The sequence below is a fragment of the Finegoldia dalianensis genome, from assembly GCF_046255015.1.
Taxonomy (GTDB): Bacteria; Bacillota; Clostridia; order Tissierellales; family Peptoniphilaceae; genus Finegoldia; species Finegoldia magna.
In genome coordinates this window covers 22,012-46,248 of sequence record NZ_JBDLBQ010000003.1, presented here as the reverse complement: position 1 = coordinate 46,248, position 24,237 = coordinate 22,012, and the positions used below count along the sequence as shown (strand labels likewise).

General features: G+C 31.2%; 20 protein-coding genes. 9 read left to right on the top strand and 11 right to left on the bottom strand.

Going from position 1 to position 24,237, the window contains the following annotated elements:
* Nucleotides 1–49: 49 nt before the first annotated feature.
* The 4 genes from ABDJ34_RS04000 to ABDJ34_RS03985 form a co-directional block, all read right to left on the bottom strand.
* Complete coding sequence (locus tag ABDJ34_RS04000) at nt 50–1,189, bottom strand: YibE/F family protein (RefSeq protein ID WP_412701464.1); 1,140 nt, start codon at nt 1,187–1,189, stop codon at nt 50–52.
* A gap of 112 nt (nt 1,190–1,301) precedes the next feature.
* Entirely contained in the window at nt 1,302–3,041 is a 1,740-nt protein-coding gene (locus ABDJ34_RS03995; RefSeq protein ID WP_412701463.1) for an NADH-dependent [FeFe] hydrogenase, group A6, read from the bottom strand.
* 9 nt (nt 3,042–3,050) lie between these two features.
* Nucleotides 3,051–4,631, bottom strand: coding sequence for an NADH-ubiquinone oxidoreductase-F iron-sulfur binding region domain-containing protein (locus ABDJ34_RS03990; RefSeq protein ID WP_412701462.1), 1,581 nt, complete (start codon nt 4,629–4,631; stop codon nt 3,051–3,053).
* Nucleotides 4,631–5,098 carry an NADH-quinone oxidoreductase subunit NuoE family protein gene (locus ABDJ34_RS03985; RefSeq protein WP_094204035.1) on the bottom strand — a complete coding sequence of 156 codons (468 nt, stop codon included), beginning with the start codon at nt 5,096–5,098 and terminating at the stop codon, nt 4,631–4,633. Before ABDJ34_RS03985 ends, ABDJ34_RS03990 begins: the two co-directional genes overlap by 1 nt.
* Nucleotides 5,099–5,283: 185 nt before the next feature.
* Between ABDJ34_RS03985 and hydE the strand changes: the two genes are divergently transcribed.
* From hydE to hydF, 3 genes are read left to right on the top strand one after another with little or no spacing between them, the layout of a single operon-like run.
* Nucleotides 5,284–6,315: a [FeFe] hydrogenase H-cluster radical SAM maturase HydE gene (hydE, locus tag ABDJ34_RS03980; RefSeq protein ID WP_412701461.1), complete on the top strand. Its 1,032-nt coding sequence runs from the start codon at nt 5,284–5,286 to the stop codon at nt 6,313–6,315.
* A 1-nt stretch (nt 6,316) separates the two neighbouring features.
* The gene (hydG, locus tag ABDJ34_RS03975; protein WP_412701460.1) at nt 6,317–7,723 is read left to right on the top strand and encodes a [FeFe] hydrogenase H-cluster radical SAM maturase HydG; all 1,407 of its coding nucleotides are present in this window, start codon (nt 6,317–6,319) and stop codon (nt 7,721–7,723) included.
* Complete coding sequence (gene hydF / locus ABDJ34_RS03970; RefSeq protein WP_412701459.1) at nt 7,698–8,849, top strand: [FeFe] hydrogenase H-cluster maturation GTPase HydF; 1,152 nt, start codon at nt 7,698–7,700, stop codon at nt 8,847–8,849. Before hydG ends, hydF begins: the two co-directional genes overlap by 26 nt.
* Before the next feature lie 30 nt (nt 8,850–8,879).
* On the opposite strand, the gene ABDJ34_RS03965 is transcribed toward hydF, so the two are convergent.
* Complete coding sequence (locus ABDJ34_RS03965) at nt 8,880–10,454, bottom strand: ATP-binding cassette domain-containing protein (protein WP_412701458.1); 1,575 nt, start codon at nt 10,452–10,454, stop codon at nt 8,880–8,882.
* Between the two features lie 223 nt (nt 10,455–10,677).
* Here ABDJ34_RS03965 and ABDJ34_RS03960 point away from each other — a divergent pair, with 223 nt between their 5' ends.
* The 3 genes from ABDJ34_RS03960 to ABDJ34_RS03950 all read left to right on the top strand — a co-directional run bounded on the left by ABDJ34_RS03960 (nt 10,678) and on the right by ABDJ34_RS03950 (nt 14,382).
* Complete coding sequence (locus ABDJ34_RS03960) at nt 10,678–12,120, top strand: PALP domain-containing protein (RefSeq protein ID WP_412701457.1); 1,443 nt, start codon at nt 10,678–10,680, stop codon at nt 12,118–12,120.
* Nucleotides 12,121–12,214: 94 nt separating this feature from the next.
* On the top strand, nt 12,215–13,366 hold the full coding sequence (locus tag ABDJ34_RS03955; RefSeq protein WP_412701456.1) for an iron-containing alcohol dehydrogenase: 1,152 nt from the start codon (nt 12,215–12,217) through the stop codon (nt 13,364–13,366).
* A gap of 107 nt (nt 13,367–13,473) precedes the next feature.
* On the top strand, nt 13,474–14,382 hold the full coding sequence (locus tag ABDJ34_RS03950; RefSeq protein ID WP_412701455.1) for a DMT family transporter: 909 nt from the start codon (nt 13,474–13,476) through the stop codon (nt 14,380–14,382).
* A gap of 2 nt (nt 14,383–14,384) precedes the next feature.
* Here ABDJ34_RS03950 and ABDJ34_RS03945 read toward each other — a convergent pair whose 3' ends face one another.
* From ABDJ34_RS03945 to ABDJ34_RS03920, 6 genes are all read right to left on the bottom strand, one after another.
* Complete coding sequence (locus ABDJ34_RS03945) at nt 14,385–15,854, bottom strand: ATP-binding cassette domain-containing protein (protein WP_412701454.1); 1,470 nt, start codon at nt 15,852–15,854, stop codon at nt 14,385–14,387.
* A 253-nt stretch (nt 15,855–16,107) separates the two neighbouring features.
* Nucleotides 16,108–16,878, bottom strand: a complete 771-nt coding sequence (locus ABDJ34_RS03940) for an ABC transporter permease (RefSeq protein ID WP_412701453.1) — start codon at nt 16,876–16,878, stop codon at nt 16,108–16,110.
* A gap of 1 nt (nt 16,879) precedes the next feature.
* Nucleotides 16,880–17,647 (bottom strand): ABC transporter permease, encoded by a 768-nt coding sequence (locus tag ABDJ34_RS03935; protein ID WP_412701452.1) that lies wholly within the window; start codon nt 17,645–17,647, stop codon nt 16,880–16,882.
* Nucleotides 17,647–18,564 (bottom strand): ABC transporter ATP-binding protein, encoded by a 918-nt coding sequence (locus ABDJ34_RS03930; protein ID WP_412701451.1) that lies wholly within the window; start codon nt 18,562–18,564, stop codon nt 17,647–17,649. The genes ABDJ34_RS03935 and ABDJ34_RS03930 overlap by 1 nt, the downstream gene beginning before the upstream one ends.
* 136 nt (nt 18,565–18,700) lie before the next feature.
* Nucleotides 18,701–19,516 (bottom strand): hypothetical protein, encoded by an 816-nt coding sequence (locus ABDJ34_RS03925; RefSeq protein ID WP_412701450.1) that lies wholly within the window; start codon nt 19,514–19,516, stop codon nt 18,701–18,703.
* A 19-nt stretch (nt 19,517–19,535) separates the two neighbouring features.
* Nucleotides 19,536–21,155 carry an ATP-binding cassette domain-containing protein gene (locus ABDJ34_RS03920; RefSeq protein WP_412701449.1) on the bottom strand — a complete coding sequence of 540 codons (1,620 nt, stop codon included), beginning with the start codon at nt 21,153–21,155 and terminating at the stop codon, nt 19,536–19,538.
* Nucleotides 21,156–21,286: 131 nt separating this feature from the next.
* Between ABDJ34_RS03920 and scfA the strand changes: the two genes are divergently transcribed.
* The 3 genes from scfA (at nt 21,287) to ABDJ34_RS03905 (ending at nt 24,181) form a co-directional block, all read left to right on the top strand.
* Complete coding sequence (gene scfA / locus ABDJ34_RS03915) at nt 21,287–21,436, top strand: six-cysteine ranthipeptide SCIFF (protein ID WP_002835215.1); 150 nt, start codon at nt 21,287–21,289, stop codon at nt 21,434–21,436.
* Between the two features lie 149 nt (nt 21,437–21,585).
* Nucleotides 21,586–22,944 (top strand): thioether cross-link-forming SCIFF peptide maturase, encoded by a 1,359-nt coding sequence (gene scfB / locus ABDJ34_RS03910; RefSeq protein ID WP_094208998.1) that lies wholly within the window; start codon nt 21,586–21,588, stop codon nt 22,942–22,944.
* Complete coding sequence (locus tag ABDJ34_RS03905; RefSeq protein WP_412701448.1) at nt 22,937–24,181, top strand: aminotransferase class V-fold PLP-dependent enzyme; 1,245 nt, start codon at nt 22,937–22,939, stop codon at nt 24,179–24,181. Before scfB ends, ABDJ34_RS03905 begins: the two co-directional genes overlap by 8 nt.
* Nucleotides 24,182–24,237 lie beyond the last annotated feature (56 nt).

The window sequence follows — 24,237 nt, the reverse complement described above, 5'->3', positions numbered from 1 at the left end:
AAGTTAATAAAATGTAAAATTTTGTTAAGAAAGCATTAAAAAAAGCACATCATTTGATATGCTTATAAAAACTATCCGCTTTGTATATTTTCGATGCGAAAAAAGAAGTAACCGGAACCATTATAATCACAACGCTTATTCCAATTAACGCTTTCGTAATTTCCACCGCAAAAAAATCAGAACTTACAACTCTATTAAAAGTATTTGTTCCATGCAATATAAAAATCATTATGCTCACAAGTGATGATCCAATAAATGCAAATACCAATGTATTTACCATTGTTCCTATAATATCTTTGCCAATACTCATCCCACTTTTAAATAATTTTTTGCTCGATACATCTTTATTTAGTGATTGAATTTCTCTTAGCGCAGAAGCTATCGATACACTTACATCCATTGACGCTCCCAAAGCTGAAATAGCAACGGTAGAAAATAGTAAATTTTCGATATTTAATTTCCATTCTTTTCCTATTACGAGTATCAATTCTCCGACATTTTCCAAATTATATCCTGAAATATTAAGTCCAATACTCATTAACTTAACTAAAATACTCACAAATATAAATGACACCGAAACAGAAATCATGTTAATTAAACTCATTTTCGAATAACCATATAAAATCAATGTCGAAAAAATAGTACACAAAATTACAGTTAAAATCGTAATCAAAACATTATTAAATCCATTCATTATCAATGAAATATCGAAAAACAAAATTATGTATATACTAATAACAAGTGCAACCGTGCTTTTTATTCCTCTACTTCCTACAACAAGTGCTATGAAAACTAAGAATAAAACTATCCAAAAAATCGTGCCAAAACTTCTATCGTAATTATACATCCTGTAAAAAGTTTCAGAATTATGATGAGGATTCCTGCTTTTTGCCAAAATAACCTTATCATTTTCCTTTACTAAAACACTATGGGAAGCTTCTAGTTTGTTTTCCACATCTACAATTTCTCCTGTATTTTTAATTTTTGCTTTTATGTTTTGTATTCCAACGGGCTTTGAATTGTAAGGATAATCCAATGTTTCATCAACAACGTCTACTACAATAGCTTTTACATAATCAAGTTCAATTCCATCATAGCTTACCAAATGATCGCTATTTCCCCATTTTGAATTTATTACAAAAACCACGACCAAAATTAGTCCCAAAAATATATTACAAATTTTTTTCAATTATTCACCAACTCCATTTATATATAATACTACAAAAAAATGTGTTTGATAATCGATTTCAATAAAAAAGTTCTTCAGCAATCGCCAAAGAACTTTTTCAAAAATTATTCAATTAATATTTTGCTCTTGAAGAATATTCAGTGTGAAGCAAATGATGTGCTTTTTCTGAACCAGGAGCATCCAAATACTCATTGTAAATCTTTTTGATAGATTTATTTTCGTATGATCTTCTGATTGGTTTGTCCCTGTCTTCTTTATGAATAGCATTCATTCTCTTTTCTAATTTCGAAACATTTCCTCTAAGAAGTGGTTGTCCAGCTCCACCGATGCATCCACCAGGACATGCCATGATTTCTATAATATCGTAGTGAGCTTTTCCATCTCTGATGCTTTCCAAAAGCCTTCTAGCATTTGCGAGTCCACTTGCAACAGCAACTTTAACTTCTTTTCCTAAAATTTCTATTCTGGATTCTTTAATGCCTCTCATTTCTTTAAGTTCTTTGAACTCTAATTGTTCAAGATCTTCACCTGTTAACATATTGTAAGCAGTTCTTACAGCAGCTTCTAATACACCACCACTTGATCCGAAAATCACACCAGCTCCTGATGATTCCCCTAGTGGATCGTCAAATTCAGAATCTTCTAAGCTTGGAAAATCTAATGAGTATTCCTTAATCATGTGCGCCAATTCTCTCGTACTGATTACATAATCTACATCAGAAATGTCTTCAGTTAAACCAAGTTCAGGTCTTGCTGATTCGTATTTTTTAGCAACACAAGGCATTACAGAAACTACAACGATATTTCTTGGATCAACGCCTATTTTTTCTGCAAAATACGTTTTGGCAACTGAACCAAACATTTCGTGTGGAGATTTACAAGTAGATGGAATGTTCAACATATCCGGGAAATTGTGTTCAATAAATTTAACCCAACTTGGACAACAACTTGTAAGTATTGGTAAGTTTTCTTGTTTTTTGAATCTATCCACAAATTCGTAAGCTTCTTCCATAGTTGTCAAGTCAGCGGCAAAATCTGTATCGAAAACATAATCAAATCCGATTTTTCTTAGCGCAGTTACCATTTTGCCTGTAACGACACTTCCAACTTCCATTCCAAATTCTTCTCCCAAAGCAACTCTAACTGCTGGAGCCGTTTGAACCAAAACAACTTTTTCTTCGTCATTCAATGCTTTGTAAACTTTTCTTACATTGTTTACTTCTGTCAACGCACCAGTTGGACACACTGACAAACATTGTCCGCAAAATACGCAGTTAGTGTCAATCATTGGCTTATGATATTGTGTTCCTACAACTGTTTCAAAACCTCTATCAATTGAAGTTAATGTACCAACTGATTGCACATTTGTGCACATAGTTTCGCATCTTTTACACAAAATACATTTGTTAGGGTCTCTAATAATTGAAAAAGAACTTGTATCAGGTTCGAATATTTTTCTCTCGCCTTTAAATCTTATGTCTTTTATATTCGCCAATACTGCCAAATCTTGTAATTCACAGTTACCATTTCTCTCACAAACCAAACAATCTGTTGGGTGGTTTGACAATAGAAGTTCAATATTTGTTCTTCTAGTCCTGATAACTCTTGGAGTATCAGTTCTAATTTCCATTTTATCCTTAACCAAAGTATTACATGCCGGAACTAATTTGTGATTGTGAGCTAATTCCACCATACAAACTCTGCAGTTCGCTTCTGAATTTACAAATCCCAATGAATGCATATCCAAATGGCACAAAGTAGGAATGTGTATATTTATTTTTTCGCAAGCTTGAAGTATCGTAGTTCCTTCTTTTACTTGTACATCTACATCATTAATTTTAATATTTAACATATTCCCCTCCTACATTTTTACAATTGCATGAACAGGACATGCGCTACGACAATTATCACATTTAATACAAACTGTTGTGTCGATTTCGTGCATTTCTCTTCTTTCTCCAGAAATAGCATTAACCGGACATTGCTTTTTACAAATTCCACAGCCAACACATTTTTCTGTAATTGTATATTGCAATAAATCTTTACATACTGATGCGCGACATTTTTTATCGACAATGTGTTCCTTGTATTCATCCCTGAAATATTTCATAGAACTAATAACAGGAGTTGTCGCAGTTTTTCCCAAACCGCACAAGCTTGAATCCGTAATTACAGCACACAAATCGTCAAGCAAATCCAAATCTTCTAATTCGCCTTGACCAGATGTGATTCTTTCAAGAATTTCAAGCACTCTTTTGTTACCAATTCTACATGGAGTACATTTTCCACATGATTCATCAACAGTAAATTTCATGAAGAATTTTGCAATGTCGACCATACAGTCAGTTTCATCCATTACAACCATTCCTCCTGAACCCATGATTGAACCAATTCTTGCAAGAGAAATAAAATCAACTTTTGTATCGAAAAGTTCTTCTGGAATACAACCACCAGATGGTCCACCAGTTTGAACAGCTTTTACTTTTTTGTTATCAGGAATTCCTCCACCAATATCAAAAACTATTTCGTTGATTGTCATGCCCATTGGAACTTCTACCAGTCCAGCATTATTTACCTTACCAACCAATGCGAAAACTTTTGTTCCTGGAGAATCTTCCGTACCGATTGATTTGAACCAGTCAGCTCCGTTATTAATTATCGCAGCAATATTTGCAAATGTTTCAACGTTGTTAAGTACAGTTGGTTTTCTGAACAAACCTTTTTCAGTAGTTCTGAAAACTTTCGCTTGAGGCATACCTCTTTTACCTTCAATTGATTGAATTAGTGCAGTACCTTCACCACAAACAAATGCTCCAGCTCCCAATCTAATTTTCAAATCAAAACTAAAATCAGAGCCTAATATGTTATCTCCTAAAAGATTGTATTTTTTTGCATCATCAATTGCTTTTTTCAAAGCAGCTACCGCTTTTGGATATTCTGCTCTTATGTAAACATAACCCTTGTCTGCGCCGATTGCTTTCGCACAGATAGCCATAGCTTCAATTACGCTGTGGGGGTCTCCTTCTAGAATCGATCTGTCCATGTACGCACCTGGATCGCCTTCGTCTGCGTTACAGATTACATATTTTTGATCAGATTCTACACGCATTGCACCTTCCCATTTTCTTCCTGTTGGGAAACCTGCTCCACCTCTACCTCTCAAATTAGAATCTTTTACTATGTCGATTATTTCTTGATTACTAAGTTCAAAAATGGATTTTTCTAAAGCTTTATATCCACCCATCACTATGTATTCTTCTATACTTTCAGGATTAATTATCCCGTAGTTTTTTAAAGCGATTCTAGTTTGTTTTTGGAAAAAATCACCTTTTTTAGTTATTTTTTCGCCATCAACTACAAAATTATCATCATTTTTAATTCTATCGTAAAATTTCGAAGAATTTTCTTTTATAATTTGATCAATTACATTAGTCTTTTCCATTACGACTCCTTAACATTTGATAAAATTTCAGCTACATCTTCAAGCTTAACATTTTTATACACTGTATCGTTGACAGTAACCACAGGCGCCGATGCACAATCTCCCACGCATCTCGTCTCAACTAAAGAAAAAATCAAATCATCAGTAGTGTCGCCCACTTCTATTCCCAATCTCTTGGAAAATTCATCCAACAAATTTTCAGCACCTTTTACATAACAAGCTGTACCCATGCACACAGAAATCGCGTACTTTCCTTTTGGTTTCAAGGTAAATCTTGAGTAAAAAGTGATTACACCGTAGATACTAGCTGGTGTAATATCAAATTCTTCTGAAATTTTCCCCACAACTTCTTGTGGAATATAACCGTATTTATCTTGAACTTTGTGCAAAACTTCAATCAAATCGGTCTTGTCTTTCCCCTTTAGAAAACAACTTATATCAAATTTGTTTTCGCAACAGTTACACATATTGCCCCCCTATTTATAATACTAGCTTCATCATAGCAAAGTATGCAAATGTTGTCAAACGAAATTTTATTAATCAAAAAATAAATTCTGTATAAATAAAATTTGACATTTACTTGCATTAATAATAATATAATATTGAAAATTTTTGTAAGATATTTATCTTGAAAAACGGAGAGATACAGGCTTTGGAGTTACTAGAAAAATTAAAAAACAACGACAAATTATCAATACAAGAGTTTGAATATTTGATAAAAAACAGAAATAATTTTTACGATGATTTTGCAAATGAAGCTTTAAAAATAAGAAAACATTATTACAAAACCGACGTTTATTTCAGAGCGTTGGTGGAGATAAGTTCATTCTGCAAAAATGATTGCTTTTATTGTGGACTAAGACATTCTAACAAGAACGCTCACCGCTACAGATTATCCAAAGAAGAAATACTACAGTCAGTAGACGGATCTTACCAGAGAGGCTTCAGGACATTCGTGCTTCAAGGTGGAGAAGATTCTGAAATAACCGATGAGTTTTTGATAGATTTAATTAAAGAAATCAAATCAAAATATTCTGATGCTGCTGTGACGCTTTCATTAGGTGAGAGAGATTTTTCTTCCTACGAAAAATTAAAAAACGCTGGAGCTGATAGATATTTGCTTCGTCACGAAACAAATGATGAAAATCACTATTCGAAGCTTCATCCTAAATCAATGAGTCTTGATCACAGAAAAGACTGCCTAAAAAATTTAAAAAGTCTTCACTTTCAAACTGGATGCGGAATGATGGTAGGGTCTCCTTTTCAAACTGATTTAACATTGGCAAAGGACTTGTATTTCATTCAAGAACTTCAACCGGAAATGGTTGGAATTGGTCCATTTATCCCTGCTGATAACACTCCTTTTGAAAAATATGAGCACGGTGATTTGGATTTGACATATTTTTTACTGGCTATGATTAGGTTGATTGACCACAAAGCTTTGATTCCGATTACAACAGCACTTTCCACATTGGATAAGGATTCTATTGTAAAAGGATTAGCTGTCGGTGGCAATGTTTTAATGCCTAATGTTTCTCCTGTTGAAAATAGGAAAAATTATTCGATTTACAATGATAAAAAAGATTTCGAAATTCAAATATCTGGCAATTTTGAAAAATTAAAAGAAAAAATAGAAGCACTTGGGTTTAACCCAAATATGAGTATAGGAAATTATGGTGAATAAAATGTACGATAAAAAAAGCGATAAAGCTGTTGAATTTATATCTAATGAAGAAATTTTGAGATGCTTGGACGAATCCAAAAAACAAAAACCATTGGAATTTTACATGGACATTGTCGAAAAAGCAAAAAAAGAAAAAGGATTAACTCACGAAGAGGTTGCATATTTAATTAATTGCAACAAAGATGAAGTATGGGATGAGATTTTCAAATTAGCAAACAAAATCAAAAACGATTATTATGGAAACAGAATTGTTCTTTTTGCGCCATTATACTTATCAAACTACTGCATAAACGGCTGTACATATTGTCCTTATCACGCTAAGAACAAAACTATTCCAAGAAAAAAACTTACACAAGAAGAAATAAAAAAAGAAACAATCGCTCTTATGGATATGGGACACAAAAGACTTGCTCTTGAAATGGGAGAAGACGACAGGATAAATACGATGGATTATTTGTTGGAAAGTATCAAAACTATTTATTCTATCAAACACGAAAACGGATCAATTAGACGTGTCAATGTAAACATTGCAGCTACTACTGTTGAAAACTACAGAAAATTAAAAGAAGCTGGAATTGGAACTTACATTTTATTCCAAGAAACATACAACAAAGAAAACTACGAAATTTTGCACCCAACTGGACCAAAACACAACTACGATTATCACACTGAAGCGATGGATCGTGCAATGGAAGGTGGAATTGACGATGTTGGTGTTGGTGTGTTGTTTGGCTTGGAAACATACGATTACGAACTCGTTGGGCTAATGATGCACAAGGAACATTTGGAAGAAAAGTTTGGCTTTGGCCCTCACACAATTAGCGTTCCTAGAATTTGTCCTGCTGATGATATCGACACGAACGATTTTGAAAACGCATTATCAGATGATATTTTCATAAAAATAGTTTCATTGTTGAGAATTGCGGTTCCTTACACTGGAATAATCGTCTCTACAAGAGAATCACAAAAAAGCAGAGAAAAAGCTTTGAAAGTCGGTGTCAGCCAAATTTCTGGTGGATCTCGTACATCTGTCGGTGGATATTGTGTAGAAGAAGAGGAAACTTCTCAATTTGACACATCTGACAAAAGAAGCTTGGATGAAGTTGTAAATTGGCTGTTGGATATGGGACACATTCCAAGTTTTTGTACAGCTTGTTACAGAGAAGGAAGAACTGGCGACCGATTCATGTCACTTTGTAAATCAAAACAAATCCTCAATGTCTGCGGCCCAAATGCACTACTAACATTGAAGGAATACTTGATGGATTATGCCAGTGATGAAACGAAGAAAAAAGGCGAAGAAATAATCCAAAAAGAATTAGCAAATATTCCAAATGAAAAAGTCCGCGAAAAAACTAAAGAATATTTACAGGAAATAGAAAATGGCAACAGAGATTTCAGATTCTAGCGCTCACAAATCAATGAAAAACAGAATCGTAATCGTCGGTGATACCAACGTTGGAAAGTCAACTTTAATCAACAAAATTTGCAAACAAAATGTTTCGATTACATCCAACATCAAAGGAACTACCACAGATACCGTTAAGAAAACAATAGAAATCGACGGTATTGGTGCTTGTACAGTTGTGGACACTGCTGGACTTAATGACGATACATCTCTTGGAGAAGACAGAAAATCAAAAACTCTCAATGAAATCAAGTCCGCTGATTTGATAATTTATGTGACAGACGATATGAACAAAACTCAAATTGATTTTGAAACCGATACGAACGTCAAAATAATTAAAGTTTTTAACAACAAATCGTCTGCAATGATTAAACCAAAGAACTCTGAAATTTTATCTGTAAATGCACTAACTGGAGAAAATGTCGACTTATTATTAAAAAAGATTTCAGAAAATTTAATTCCCAAATCATCATCACTAACAGATGGATTGGTGAATAATCACGACAAAATTCTTTTAGTAATGCCACAAGATAAAAGCAGTCCAACAGGAAGATTAATCCTTCCCCAATCTCAAATAATGAAAGAGCTTTTGGACAAGGAATGCTTGGTTTTAAGCACAGGACTAGAAACATTAGAGCAATCACTACAAATGATGAAAAAACCAGACCTTGTAATCACAGATTCAAAAGTTTTCAAAGAAGTAGACAAAATTTTAGACAAAAAAATAAAACTAACATCATTTTCAATACTTTTCGCAAAAAACAAAGGAGACCTCAATTATTTTATCCAATCAGTATCAGTGCTTGATAATTTGACAGATGATAAGAAAATATTGATAACTGAAGCATGTACTCACTCACCAAAAGAAGAAGACATCGGAAGAGTCAAAATCCCATCTCTAATCCGTAAAATCAATCCAAATGTTACAATTGATTTTGTGAGAGGAGAAGATTTCTTCAACGTAGCTTATAATTACGATTTGATAATTCATTGTGGTGGCTGTATGCAAAACAAAATGTACATGCAAAGCAAAACGAACTTCGCAAAATCGCACGACATACCTATGACCAATTACGGAATTGTTCTTGCGAAAATCAATAAAATATTAGACAGAATCACATATTAAAAACGAGCTGAATTAAATCAGCTCGTTACTTTATTTTACATGCATTGTTTTATTGCAATATTTTTGTACTTTTTTATCGTGACTTATAATGAACACGATTTTGTCGTCAATATCCTTAATAAAATTGGAGAAGAAATCTTCCTGTGATTCTGAATCCAAGTTGCTTGTTATTTCATCAAAAATATAAACATCGGCATCTCTCATTAGACTTCTAACGATGGATACTCTTTGTTTTTCTCCTCCCGATAAGTTTTCTCCATTTGCCAAAATTTCTGAATCCAAGTTTTTATTCTTCAACACAGGCTTCAAAACATCCATAGACAATATTTTTTCATCGATAGATTTGTCTTTGACTGTATCAACCAAAATATTTTCCCTCAAACTTGCAGGAATGATAAGTGGATTTTGTGGAACGTATGCGACTTTTTCTCTTAATTCAGCCAAAGATAATGAATTGACGTCCTTATCGTTGATAGATATTCCATCGACATCTCTGATATTCAACAGCGAACGCAGTAATGTACTCTTACCAGCACCACTTTTTGCATCTATGTATACGATATCTGAAGGATAAAATTCTTCATTAATTTCAAATTTGAACTCAGTATCCAAAATATTCACAACTGGATTTTCAAATTTAACTTTGCTTATTGTATTTTCAATTGCAACGCCATTTTTGTTTTCCAAATTATCTAAAATATTTTCCTTATAAAATCCAGAATCCACCTTCAAATTCGTTAAGTCGATATTTACTCCATTTAATGAATACAATGAGTCGAAGAATACATTGATTACCAAAGTAAACACCACAATTGAGTATAACTTAGCATTTCCAATCGTAACATTATAACTTATCCATATCAACAAAGCGTTTTGCACAAGCTCGTTAAACATTCTAATACTACTACTTGCTGCACCTGCGAATTGATTAACGCTTTTGTGTGCTTCAAAAATTTCCACGATTTTCTTGTTGATAAGATTATCAAAACCATCAAACTTGGAGTATTGTTTCAAAAAATCTGGATTGCTGTAAATATTGTTAAAATCTTGGTAGTTTTTGGAAGTAATTGCAGATAGTGATACGCATTTTTCAGATAGTTTTTTATTGATTAATTTAAATCCGAAAAATGTAAATGGTATTATCGCTAATAAAATCAAACCATAATAAATATTTTGAATAGAAACAAAAATCAAAGCTCCAATAATTATCAAAATCGAACTAACCATTGTGTTTACATCGTCAATCAAAAAACTGTAAATAGAATTAGTCAACTTAGAAATCTTCGTAATCAGTGAATTGTTTCCCAAATTAATCATAGTGTCGTATTTCACATGAAATAAATCCTGCATAAAATTATCTAAGTTTTCTGAATTCACATTCACCGCTACTTTTTCTTTTAACAAAATCAGCCCTATTTGAATAAAATAATTTAACACCATTATACCAAACAATAAGTACAAATCACTTCTTTGAATGTTGGTGATATCTCTGAAAATTTTATTACTTAAAAACGGTACGGACAACGTCGCCACAACCATAATTAAGCTCATAATCAAAGATACTGCCATAAACTTGATGTTCTTTTTAAGAATTACTTTTATCATAATGCCCTCTCTCCCTCAATTTTATAATTCTTACCCAAAGCTACAATCAATTCTATTGATTAGAAAACGCTTTACTATTATTATACTCTTCAAAAAAAAATAAACAATAGTTATAAGCTTCTCGTTGTATTTTCGGCATTTTTTACTCAAATTTTATCGAAATTTAAAAAGATTAACTTAAATCTCATAAAATGATATAATTAGAATAATATTAGGAGGAAATATGAAATTTATTAGCACTAGGGATAATTCAATAACTATCGATTCTCAAGAAGTAATCTTCAATTGTATAAATGATGATATTTACGTTCCTTTGAATTTAGATAATTTGTACGATATTGATGTGCTTAGAGATATGACATATAACGAACTTGCTATATATATTTTGAAGCATTTTTTAACTGATATTGACGAAGATTCAATATCAAGCATTGTAAATAACGCTTACGATGGAGATGAGCCTAATGTTTTTTTGAGAAAAACAAATGATAGATGTTACGTTGAACTTTTCAACAACAAAAGTCTGTCTTATAGGGATTTGTCATTGAGTATTATCTCTAAATTTATAGATATTAATTTGAATAATAATGAAGATGTGAAAAACTTATACTTGTTCACAGCTTCCACGGATATCTCTGTGTCTACGATTGAGAATTTCAAAAAGATGAACACAAAAGTTTTCGTGTTTTATCCAAATAATATCTCAGATATCGAAAAATCAAAATTATTATCCACACTTTCCGATAATGTCTGTGCAATTGGCGTAGATGGTGATTTTTATGAATGTAAAAAATTGGTGGATAGTTTGATAAATGATTCTGATATCAAAGATTTGATTGCACAAAAAGAATCGGTTATTTCTACGTGCAATTCTTTGAATATAATCAGAGTTCTCACTCAAGTTATTTATTATTTTTACAGTTATGTGACTATGGTAAAATACGGAGAGATAGAAGCTGGAAAAAGAATCAACGTAAGTATTCCTACGGAAAATTTCGGCAATATAATGGCTTGTTTCTACGCAAAAAGAATGGGACTTCCTATTAATAAAATAATTTGTGCGACAAAAAGTCCATTGTCTTTCAAAAAATTCTTGGATACGGGAGAATTTGTCTATGACGAAGTTTTCGGTGAAGAATCCACATCATTTGAAAGATTGGTCTTGGCGAATATCGAAAGATTGCTACATCATTTGATAAATAATCAAGATAGAATAAGAGAGATTTACACAGATTTTAGAGAAAAAAATAAATTCACTTTGTATCCTGAAGAACTACAAAAATTGAGTTGTATTGAAACATACAGCATGACAAGTGATGAGGTTAGTCAGAAAATTTTGAGATTATTCTTGGAATGTCAGTACCCATTGTCACCTCAAACTGCGATGGCATCTCTTGCTTACGACAAATACGTAATCGATTCTTATGATTACACTCCTTCAATAATTATGGCTACAACATCTCCGTATTCTTCTACGGAAAATGTGTTGAAATCATTCGGATACAACGAAAATCTGGATATAAATATGGCATTGGAAAAACTAAACTCCTTTATCAAATCACCTATTCCAGATAATTTACAAAACATAAAAAAAGTTGACACTAAAACTTTTAGTTCAACTGAAATCAAAGATATAGTTTACAAAAAAATAAAAGAAATGAATTAAGTAGCGTATATTTTACGCTGCTTTTTGTTTTAAATAATCAAATATCGGATATATATTAAAATAAGAGAAATTTTGAATAAAACAAGGGGGCATTATGAACAATTTTACATTTTACAATCCAGTAAGAGTACATTTTGGTAAAGGTCAAGTTACAAACCTAAAAGAAGAATTAAAAGATTACAATAAAATTTTAGTAACTTATGGTGGAGGAAGCATCAAGAAAAATGGAGTTTACGATGATGTTATGGAAAATTTGAAAGGCAAAGAAGTTTTCGAACTTTCAGGAATCACTCCAAACCCAAGAACTGACAAAGTTTATGAAGGAATTAAAATCTGCAAAGAAAATGACATTGATTTTATACTAGCTGTCGGTGGTGGCTCAACATTGGACTGCTCAAAAGCTATTGCAATGGGCGCAAAAACTGATGAAGATTTCTGGGATTATTTCTTCGAAGAAAAAAACAAACCAATAGACGCTATCAAACTTGGAACAGTAATTACAATGGCTGGAACTGGTAGTGAAATGGATGGTAGTTGTGTAATTTCAAATATAGAAAGAAAGAAAAAATACGGCTACGGACACAGATTATTGTATCCAGTATTTTCAATAATCGACCCAACATACACATATTCACTTCCAAAATATCAATTAATCAGTGGAACTTGCGATATGTTCAGCCACATAATGGAAGAATATTTTTCAGAACCAGATTATGAAAACACAACAGATAATATATCAGAAAGCTTGATGAAAACTGTAATCGACAGTATCAGAGTAGCTCTCAAAAATCCTGAAGATTACCAAGCTAGAAGCAATCTAATGTGGGCAAGTACACTTGCAATCAACGGACTTACTGCCACTGGTAAAAGCTCAGATTGGTTAAGCCACAAATTGGAACACACATTATCTGCATATTTTGATGTAACGCACGGAATGGGACTTGCAGTAGTTCATCCAAATTATTTGAAATTTGTCTACAAAAATCATTTGGAAAAATTCAGAAGCTTTGCAATCAACGTGTGGAATATAGATCCAGAAGAAAAAACAGATGAAGAATTAGCACTAGAATCAATCGTTGCACTACAAAACTTCTTTAAAGAAATCGGAGCTCCAACTACACTTCGTGAACTTGACATTCCAAAAGATAAAATCAAAGAAATGGCTGAAAACACAGCTGCATATAAAACAAGCTACTCAGATTTGTCAACATCAGACATCGAAACAATTTACAATAACGCATATTAAAACTAAAATCTGCCTTGAAACAGGCAGATTTTTTAGTGAGATAAATATAGCGATTATTTCAAATCTACATTGTTTTATGATATCATTTATTAATACGGAGGTAATAAATGAATAATAGAACTAAAGGTATTATAGCAATATTATTGTCAGCATTTGGATTTGCTCTTATGAATTTATTCATACCACTTGCTGGAGATTTGCCAACTATACAAAAAAGTTTTTTCAGAAATTTGATTGCTTTTTTGGTGGCTTTCGCAATTTTACTAAAATCGAATAAAAAAGAAGAAGTAAAAGAACTTCACGATGTTAAATCAATCCCATGGAAAACTTTGATTTTGAGAGCAAGTTTGGGTACTGCAGGAATTTTTTGTAATTATTACGCGTTGGATCATTTGTTTATTTCTGATGCATCAGTTCTCAACAAACTCGCTCCTTTTGCGACTTTGATTTTGTCTTGGATTTTTCTAAAAGAAGATTTGAGAAAGGAACACATAATTTCGATTCTGATAGCATTTGTAGGGGTTTTATTCGTTGTAAAACCTACACTACAAATCCAGGAAATTCTTCCATATTTAATAGGAATTTTGGGTGGAGTTTGTGCAGGTGGAGCTTACACTTGCGTTAGAAAATTGAACACCCTTGGAGTTAATAGTTCGTTTATCGTTGCGTTTTTCTCAGGATTTTCGTGTGTAGTATGTATTCCATTTATGATATTTAATTTTGTTCCAATGGGAACATCATCAATCCTTGCTCTTATCGGCGTTGGACTTGCAGCTCTTATCGGACAATTTGGAATAACATTGGCTTACAAATTCGCACCAGCTTCTGAAATTTCAGTGTTTGATTATTCGACGATAATTTTTACAGGTTTGTTCGGATTTTTATTCCTACATCAAATTCCTGATTATTTGAGTATAATTGGATATATTTTAATATTCAGTGGAGCTTTAATTAATTTCATAAACAATCGAAGAAAACAAAGAATGCTAATAAATGAAAAATCTGCACGAGTATAATCTCATGCAGATTTTTTTAAAAAATACATTTTTTTATTTTTTATCATATTAATAATTTCGCTATCATGCGTAATCAAAATCACTATTTTCCTTTTAAAATACAACTCATTTATCATATTCGCTATTTTGATTTTATTTTCTTCATCTAAAAAATTAGTAGGTTCATCTATTATATAAACACTCTTATCCGTATTTAATGCTAACTCTATTTGTGCTTTTTTCTTTTGTCCAGAAGAAAAATTTATTTTATCAGATAACAATCCAAAATTAGATATATTATAATCAGATGATATGTACACCATATCATAGTAGCTCTCTTTTAATATTCTTCCATTTATTAATATATCTCCATTGTATCTATCAGTATAATTCAAAATAGATTCTATCACAGTTGTTTTTCCTACACCATTATCTCCAGAAATTATATTTATATTTTTATTATCAAATTTCATAGAAATTTTTTCATTTAATACTTTCCCTTTATTACTCAAACATTCAAAATTCACCAATTCTATTTCTTTTATAATATCATAATTGTATCTTGTTTTTTTTACTTCCATAAAATTCAAAAAACTATTTATTGCTGGCTTTGCTGTTAAATATTGATTTCTTATGTCAAACAAATATTCTACTGGTGTCCAAAATCTAGACACATAAAGTTGTGTAGCATAAAAAGTACCTATTGTAATCATATTTTTATACACATAATATCCAGAAATCAAATACATAGAAATTATTACACCATTTAAAATAAAATAAATCATCATATTATTTACAAGAGATTCTAATTTATATTTTTTATTTAAGGTATTCTCATAATTTTCTAATAAAATTTTTATATCAAACATCTGCTTTTTTTTCAAAAGTCTTTCTGACTTTGTAATAGAATATTTATCTAGCAGATATCCCTTAATATCTCTATTATTCGTTAAATCCTTTTCCGAATAATCTGAAATCAAATAACCTAATTTATATGATATATATGCACCTACTGGGACTACAATTATCATAACTAATGCTAAGCTAATAGACAATTTTAACATTATTAAAAATATTGCTATCATAGTAATAATAGAAAATACAATACTAACAGGTATATCTACAATAAAGCCTTTTATTAATGTAAGATTATTTGTTATTTCTTGATTAATCCTATCTCTATTAATTGAATGTTCTTTTACTCTATATGTATCCAAATTTTCATTTACCTCTTTGAAAATATTAGATATTGCTGATGTTTCTACTTTTTTACTGAAAATATCAAATATATAAGATACAACCTGAGTTAATACAAATAAGAAAACATCTATCAGTCCAAAAATCAACATATTATTAAAATTTTTATTCATTGCATTATCTATAAACTTTTTTGCAACAAGTGGAGATACTAAAAACAAAATTTTTAATAGACCATTTATCAAACAATAAATGGCAAGGCTTTTATTTGAAACATATCTTTTTAATTTCAACATTATTTATCACCTCCAATGGGTTTTCTATGTAAACACCAAATTCATTTGACAATTCAAACAAAAAATATAATTTATTCAAATAATTTATAGATTCATAATTACAATTTATTTAAAACCCATTTTTATTTGAATATTCTTTGTACCCACATCCTCCCATACACTTGCTATATAGTGGACATTGCATGATATCGCAATTTTTTAATAATTGCTAATTTAATCCTATCATATATATTATTTAATATCAAAATCATATTTACCCGCCTTGTGATTCGTAATGTTTTATTCCTCTTCTCCACATAAAATAAATTATTATGGAAAAAATCACCATATAAATTATCTGTTCTAACAACAATAAACTCATATTGTTTGAGTTTATTATGTTTGCAGGGATATAATAAATTCCGGCAAGTGGATTGTGTTGTATAATTTCAAATTTTCCGGAGAAAAACGCTAAGGGAACTACTTCTCCTGAAAATATTGCCAGAATATACCAGAAAACATCTCTGAGACTAAGTACAGATTTTAACCAAAATGTTAGTAATCCTAAAATGCATAGCACTTGAAACATCAAACAAAATCCCAGAAACAGAGATATTATAAAATAACCAAGCGATACAAATGAAAACTTATTGAAATACAACTGAACTGCTATCCAAAAAGCTATCCCCAAAGGCATTGATATTACAACTCTTCCTAGAGATATGAAAAATCTAGTAATAGGATAATAAATTGGCTTAGTTATCAGAGTATCAATATTTCCCGAATTTATATCTTGGAATATGTAGTAAGTTTCAGCCATTGTATTTGATATTGAATTTTTCACTACCAAAATCGTCATGAAATACGCAATCACATCGTCAAAATTCATTCCAGCAATATCAGCTTGTCCTTTCATTATGAATTTCCACAAAAAATAATAAACAATGATTGTGATTGGTATGTAAAATATGGAGGAAACAAAAGAAATAAAGTATTCTTTTGAATTTAGGTATTCTATTTTCAAAGACGCTAAGTATTTTTTCATTCTAACCTCCATTTGAAGAATATCTTCTAAGTCCACGATTGTACACAATGTTTAAAATCATCAAGCTCACTGCTAAAAAAATTAATATCAGAGGAAAATGTCTAGTAGGTTTTCCACTTAAAGCTAGTGTTGGAACAAATGCTATCAATGAAACAGGAACTACATAAGTCAGAAATTTTCTCAAAAAATTCGGGAAAATTGTAGTAGGATAATTTTTTGAAAAATTAAAATTGAAAATCAAATCCCTTAATGTCGATATTTTTTCAAATCTCAAACTCAGCATAGTTATTGTTGCATAAATCGTTTGATAATAAATGTTTCCTATTATTAAAAGAATTATCATCTTTAATACAGCTACAAAAGAAATCGCGATATCAAATTTCACTACTACCAAAATTATTCCAACAATTCCAAGCACGAGTTGCTCAATGAATGCAACAAGTGGAATATTTTCTATCATTATCATAAACAAAGTATTTTGAGGGCGATACAAATACCTATCCAAACTTCCGTCACGCACCAACCACTCAAAATCTCTGAGTCCGAAAAACATTTCTTCAATAGCTGAAGATAACATCCCGACCATTGCCAACAAATATATGAAAGATTTGTCGTATCCAAAAGATTCTACATTGTCGAATAACACAACCCAAAACAAAATCGTCGACAATAATTGGAAAAGGCTGTGAAAAAATATCATGATTATTTCATTTGGATAAGCAAACATCTTTTTCAGAGCAATTCTTAGAGAACAAGCAAATAATTTCATCATTCACCTCTCAATTTAGTTTTCAAAACATCTTCCAAGCTCAATTCTTCGATGGTGAATTCGGACTTAGAAAAGTTTGAAATATCTACACTATTTAACTGATCGATTGTCAATAAAGCTGTCGCCTTCTCATTTTCGATGTCTGGATTGAAATCATTCAAATACTCAACGTATTTGGAAGATACGGTTAGTTTTCTGTACATATCCCTATCCAAAAATTTATTGCACAATCCATCATAAATCACTTCTCCATGGTTTAATACAATAATTCTTGGACAAAATTTATCGATGTTTTCTATTTCATGTGTGGTCAATATAATAGTAGAATTATATTTTTGATTTATCATATTCAAAAATTCAAATATGTTCTCTTGAACCACAACATCAAGACCAATAGTAGGCTCATCCAAAAATATCGTTCGAGGCAAATGAATCAGACTCACTGCCAATTCACACTTCATTCTCTGACCGAAAGACAATTTTCTTACAGGAGTATGTAAAAGTTGAGAAAGTCCAAGAACTTTATCGAATTCTTGTAATCTTTCCTCAAATTCTGTATCCGAAATTTCATAAACTTCTTTGAAATATTTGAATGATTCTATCACGTCAATATCGTAAAACATACACGAACGTTGTCCCATTGATACTCCAATCTCATTCAAGAATTCCTTTTTCCTATCAGACGGAGTGAATCCATTCACTTTTATGAAACCATCTGTTGGATACAAAATTCCAGTCATCATTTTAATCGTAGTAGTCTTTCCTGCTCCATTTAGCCCAATGAGTCCGACTCTTTCTCCATCTTCAATTTCAAAAGAAATCTTCTTCACTGCATTCACGATAGTTTTTTCTTTGTTTAATAAACTTTTTCTCTTAACTATTTCATAATCTTTTTTCAGGTTGTTTACTTCTATCATATTCCGCTCCATGTTTATACTTTCAAATATCATTATATATTATATCCTAAAAAAACAATTTCCTGCTACATGTTAGCAATAAAAAAAGCACGAGATTAATCGTGCAATTTTTTACATAGAAATTAGTTTTTGTTTTCTACAACGCTCCAAGTGTTATTAGAAATACTTCGATAAAAAGCAATGCGATATATGATTTTTGGAATTTTATCCTTGAACCAAATCCCACAATACAAAATATCGACCACATTTTTAAAACATTAACTGTAACCGCAGGATCACTTGCTTGTAGCACAACTTTTATGCTAAGAAATATACTTACCAATAATATTGCGAATTTAAGTACATCTCCCATTCGAAATAGCGTATCTTTTAATTTGGTGCGGTTATTAAATATTAGCTTCCCGTCTGTTGTTACTGCTTTTCCCGAAAAATAATCGTGCAAATCTCCAATAAAATAAATCAAGAAATTAATAATTAGAGAAATACAAACTTCCACATTCAGACTATTTAACACTAAATTTGTGTTTTGTGACCATAATAAATTCAAAACCACACTAATCACAGAAATAATCAATAATATACTGATAAATGCTACAGATTTTTTTATGGAAACTGCTTGGAGAGCATTTTGCATTTTTAAAATGGATTCTAACTCCGTATCCTCCTCAGAATTATTTGCAAATACAATATACGTATTATTTTCGTGTATAACTTCAGTTTTATTATTTTTCATTTCTCTTATTTTTTCATCTATATGTTCGTCCAAACGCTTACGCAAAATAGTAAAAGATTTACTTTTTTTATCTTCCATGTGACTAAACTTTAATACATCTAAAAATTCTCCCACTACACCACAAAAACTATAGCCTTTTATTGATTGTTCTTCCAAATATTTAGTCAATGCTGGTGTTTCGTAGAATTGATAGTTGTTATAAGTGTTTTTAGTTCCCATATTATTAACCTCTTTTAGTTTACATTGTAACTGGTACTAATTTCCCGTCTTCTAATTTTAAAATACAATCGCTCATGTCAATTGCTTTACTTGTCAAATGATGTGTGATTGCTATTACTGTCAAATCTTTTTTCGAAAGTATGCATTCTTCAACAATATCCACGCTATTTTTATCCAATGAGGATGTAGATTCGTCTAATAAAATACAGTCGAAGTCTTCATTTAGTAGCCTTGCAATGGCAATTCGTTGTTTTTCTCCACCTGAGATAGATTTGTCTTCGCTGGAGATTACAGTGTCAATTCCTTGTGGTTTGGAATTAATCAAAGTATTTAATCCCAATTGTTCAATGATTGTTTTATCTACAGGTCTGTTGTCAAACAAGGATATGTTATCTTTGATGCTTGCTGTGAATATTCCAGTATCTTGAGTTGCAAATCCGATTTTCGAATAGTAAGTTGAATCCTTAATATCCAAAATATTTTTATTATTAAGCTGAACTTCTCCTTCCGTTGCAATTTCTTGTTTTTGCAAAATCTTGAATATAGTTGATTTACCCGTTCCACTTTCTCCAATAATAATGTATTTTTTGCTTTTTTCAAATGTAAAATCCAAATTTTTCAAAACGTATTTGTTACTTGTTGGATATTTAAACGAAATATTGTTTAATTTCAAATTATTAAATTCAAATTCATCTTCTACTTCAACAGGTTTTTCTTCTGAGATGAAATTCATAATTTTGTTTTGGACTGGCTTTGCTGATTTAAAACTTGTCATTATATCTGTGAAGTTTAACAACGGTCCTGTCACATAAGCCATAAGTTGGCTTGATTCTATTACTTGACCAATGGTTATTCTGTCTTTAAATACTAGCCAAATTCCGACCAACATACAACCCAAATACATTGCCAATGAACTAGCAAATGATAAAACGTAAATAGTTTTGCTCAAAGTTTCCTTAGTATTTGATGCGTTACGATATTCGATGGATTTATCTTGATTAATTTTTTGAAAAATAATTTCTCTTTTGAAAAACTTAATCAAATTGAAATTGTTCACGAATTCTTGCAAACTAGACGTGTATTCATTTCTTATATTCATAAGTTCTTCTTGTCTTTTTTCGATTAATTTTTCGAAAATAAATGGAACTGCTAATTGCACCACTGAAAATATTATTATTGTAATTGCCATTATTATGTCGATTTTGACAAGCAACACTAAGGATATTACGAAATTAAGAATTTCATGATATGAAGACACAATATTCTTAAAATAATCCATCTTCAAGTCTTCCAAATCATTCAAAAACATTGATATATAATATCCACTATTTTGTTTGGATATTTTGATTAGAGATTCGTCTGTTATACTGTTGAACAAATCATTTCTAACATTGTATATACAATTATTCGTAAGTTCTACTGTGCTTTTTCGATATAATAAATCGGAAATACTTGCAAAAATTATGTACAACACAGAAATTAGAATTATTCTGGGCAAAAGTTGTTCTTCTCCATTAGTTCCTGCATCTGTTATAATTCTTAAAAGCCACGCCAAGCCAATATCAAATCCAACGGCAATAGGTGCTGTAAGAAGAGTTAGGTAGAATAATTTTTTATTTTGCGTAATATAATTGAACATTTTCATCATTCCTTTAAATTAAATATATCACTTGTTTTATGTTTATGCAATGTATTTTTTTAATATTCACAGAAATATTATTTCGCACATTTTTTTAGAATTTATGATATAATTATTTTGAGGTGAATATTATGGAAAAACATATTAAAACTTTAACACCTAACACTTTGAAAGAATCAGCTTGCAAAGGTGGTTGTGGTGAATGCCAAACATCTTGCCAATCAGCTTGCAAAACTTCTTGCACAGTTGCTAACCAAGAATGTGAAAACGAAAATAGATAATCTTGTTTACATAATGATTGAAGACTTTTAAGTAAACAATCAGATATGCGATTATTAAATTAATGCCACTCTTTTGAGTGGTTTTCGTTTTTTATTGACTTAATTCGGAATTTTCTATAAAATAGTACGGTAGCTGAAAGGAGAATTATATGATACATAAATACAAAATGAATGGCCACAACATTGTTTTAGATGTAAACGGTGGAAGTGTCCATGTTTTTGACGACATAAGTTACGATGTACTTGATTATTACAAAGATTTAAGTGCAGATGAAATAGTAGAAAAATTAGCTCAATATCCTGAAGAATCTGTCAGAGATTCTATCAAGGAAATCGGAGAATTGGAAAAAGCGAATATGCTTTTTTCATCAGATGATTATCTTCACATTGAAGATTTCAAAAAGAGAGAACCTGTATTAAAGGCAATGTGCCTTCACGTTGTTCACGATTGTAATTTGAAGTGTGAATATTGTTTTGCTTCACAAGGTGATTTTGGTGGACACAAAGCTTATATGACTGAAGAAGTCGGCAAAAAAGCTTTGAAATATTTGGTTGACAATAGCGGTTCAAGAAAATTCTTGGAAGTGGATTTCTTTGGTGGAGAACCTTTAATGGATTTCGAGCTTGTGAAGAAATTAGTGAAATACGGCAACGAAATAGCCGAGGAAAAAGGTAAGAAATTCAGATTTACAATAACTACTAATGGTGTTTTGTTAGACGATGACAAGATAGATTTTATCAACGAAAATATGCACAATGTTGTTCTTAGTCTTGACGGCAGAAAATCTGTCAACGATAATATGAGAAAAACTTTGAATGATAAGGGCTCTTACGATTTAATCGTTCCTAAATTCCAAAAGCTTATTAAAGGAAGAAAAGGAAAATATTATTATGTTAGAGGAACTTTTACTAAGAAGAATTTGGATTTTTCAGAAGATGTAAAACATTTCAAAGATTTAGGATTTGAATTGTCAAGTATTGAACCTGTTGTAGACAGCGATTATGATGATTACGCTATTACTAAGGAAGATTTGGACACTGTTTTAAATGAATACGAAAAGTTGGCAGTGGATTATGCAAAAGATCAAGTCAATGGTTCCAATTTTAAATTCTTCCATTTTATGGTGGATTTGACTCAAGGTCCTTGTGTTATTAAAAGAATGCAAGGTTGTGGAGCTGGCTGCGAATACGTTGCAGTTACTCCAGAAGGTGACATTTATCCTTGTCACCAATTTGTCGGAAATGAAAAATTCAAAATGGGCAATATTTTGGATGAAAATCTAACTTTACCAGAAGATATGCGTGAAGAATTTTTGAATTGTCATGTATTTACAAAAGAAGATTGCAAAAATTGTTGGTGCAAATTCTACTGTTCTGGTGGTTGCCATGCAAATGCGTATAATTTTAATAATGATATTTACAAACCTTATGAATTGGGTTGTGCAATGCAAAAGAAGCGTACTGAATGTGCAATTATGGTTGAAGTGGAGAAAATGTTGAATGCGTAATTTGTATGATAATCTTATAAATAGAAAAGAAAAAGTAAGCTTTCATATGCCTGGCCATAAGGGCAAGATGTTGGAAGGAATGAACGATTTTCTTGAAAATATTTTAAAGATTGATGTAACGGAATTATCTGATACAGATGATTTGTACCATGCAAATAATATTATAGCTGAGGGCAGGAATAATCTTGCCCTTTTTTCACATGCAAAATCATCAATGTATCTTGTCAATGGTTCAACCTCTGGAATAGTCGCAAGTATAATGAGCGTATTAGATGAAAACGACAAAATTTTAGTAGAGAAAAATTGCCACAAATCCGTAATCAACGGCGTAAGACTCGCTCGTGGAGAATCTGTGGAGATCGACTGTGATGGAGTGTGTGAACAAGAAGTTTTGATAGAAAATTTGAAGAAAGATTCATCTATCAAAGCAGTTCTTATAACACGCCCCAATTATTATGGGATTTATCAGCCTATCGAAAAACTTGTAACTTACTGTCACGAAAATAATATCAAGATTATAGTTGACGAAGCACACGGAACGCATTTTGCATTGGAGTATTTTGACAAAAATGCAATGCAACTAGGTTGTGATATTTCGATTAATTCGTATCACAAAACGATGCCTGCATTCACACAAACTGCTGCGATTAATTTTAACTGTGAAGATGAATTGATAGATAAAACTATGAGTAATCTACAAATGATTATGACATCTTCCCCATCATATATTTTCATGACATCAGTAGAATACGCCGTCAATTATTGCACTAAAAATGAAAGCAGATACGCTGAATTAAAAGAAATAATAGATTGGTTTTATAGTGAGATTGAAGGCTTAGATTTCATAAGTAAAGCTCCTATTCAAAAAAATTGCAAGAGAGATTTTACAAGAATTGTCCTTCAATGTGACAATCCAAATGATGTGAATGAGCATTTGATAAAAAACGGAGTTTATATTGAAATGATAGACGACAAAAATCTAGTTTTGATTTCAACGATTGCCGATGATAAAAAAGATTTCGAAATCTTGCTTGAAGCTCTTCGTTCATATGAAAAATCAGACTCTACGAAAACTTATAAAACATACGATTATTTACTAAACACAAAAATCATCAATGATATCGTGATTTATCCACCGGGAAAGATTTTCGCTAAGAAAAATTCCACAATTAATCAAGAACAAATCGATGAGCTGAACGATTTATCATCAAAGGGCGTAAATATTTTATTAAAATAGCTTGACTTTTTTATTGTAATGGTGTATTATTGTTATAGAACAGATGAGAAAGGAGA

Coding starts and splice junctions, on each gene's coding strand:
- ABDJ34_RS03940 (WP_412701453.1), bottom strand. CDS start 16,878: ATGAAAAAATACTTAGCGTCTTTGAAAATAGAATACCTAAATTCAAAA.
- ABDJ34_RS03955 (WP_412701456.1), top strand. CDS start 12,215: ATGAACAATTTTACATTTTACAATCCAGTAAGAGTACATTTTGGTAAA.
- ABDJ34_RS03990 (WP_412701462.1), bottom strand. CDS start 4,631: ATGGAAAAGACTAATGTAATTGATCAAATTATAAAAGAAAATTCTTCG.
- ABDJ34_RS03985 (WP_094204035.1), bottom strand. CDS start 5,098: ATGTGTAACTGTTGCGAAAACAAATTTGATATAAGTTGTTTTCTAAAG.
- scfB (WP_094208998.1), top strand. CDS start 21,586: ATGATACATAAATACAAAATGAATGGCCACAACATTGTTTTAGATGTA.
- hydG (WP_412701460.1), top strand. CDS start 6,317: ATGTACGATAAAAAAAGCGATAAAGCTGTTGAATTTATATCTAATGAA.
- ABDJ34_RS03950 (WP_412701455.1), top strand. CDS start 13,474: ATGAATAATAGAACTAAAGGTATTATAGCAATATTATTGTCAGCATTT.
- ABDJ34_RS03995 (WP_412701463.1), bottom strand. CDS start 3,041: ATGTTAAATATTAAAATTAATGATGTAGATGTACAAGTAAAAGAAGGA.
- ABDJ34_RS03920 (WP_412701449.1), bottom strand. CDS start 21,155: ATGTTCAATTATATTACGCAAAATAAAAAATTATTCTACCTAACTCTT.
- ABDJ34_RS03960 (WP_412701457.1), top strand. CDS start 10,678: ATGAAATTTATTAGCACTAGGGATAATTCAATAACTATCGATTCTCAA.
- scfA (WP_002835215.1), top strand. CDS start 21,287: ATGGAAAAACATATTAAAACTTTAACACCTAACACTTTGAAAGAATCA.
- ABDJ34_RS03930 (WP_412701451.1), bottom strand. CDS start 18,564: ATGATAGAAGTAAACAACCTGAAAAAAGATTATGAAATAGTTAAGAGA.
- ABDJ34_RS03965 (WP_412701458.1), bottom strand. CDS start 10,454: ATGATAAAAGTAATTCTTAAAAAGAACATCAAGTTTATGGCAGTATCT.
- ABDJ34_RS03925 (WP_412701450.1), bottom strand. CDS start 19,516: ATGGGAACTAAAAACACTTATAACAACTATCAATTCTACGAAACACCA.
- ABDJ34_RS03935 (WP_412701452.1), bottom strand. CDS start 17,647: ATGAAATTATTTGCTTGTTCTCTAAGAATTGCTCTGAAAAAGATGTTT.
- ABDJ34_RS03945 (WP_412701454.1), bottom strand. CDS start 15,854: ATGTTGAAATTAAAAAGATATGTTTCAAATAAAAGCCTTGCCATTTAT.
- hydF (WP_412701459.1), top strand. CDS start 7,698: ATGGCAACAGAGATTTCAGATTCTAGCGCTCACAAATCAATGAAAAAC.
- ABDJ34_RS03905 (WP_412701448.1), top strand. CDS start 22,937: ATGCGTAATTTGTATGATAATCTTATAAATAGAAAAGAAAAAGTAAGC.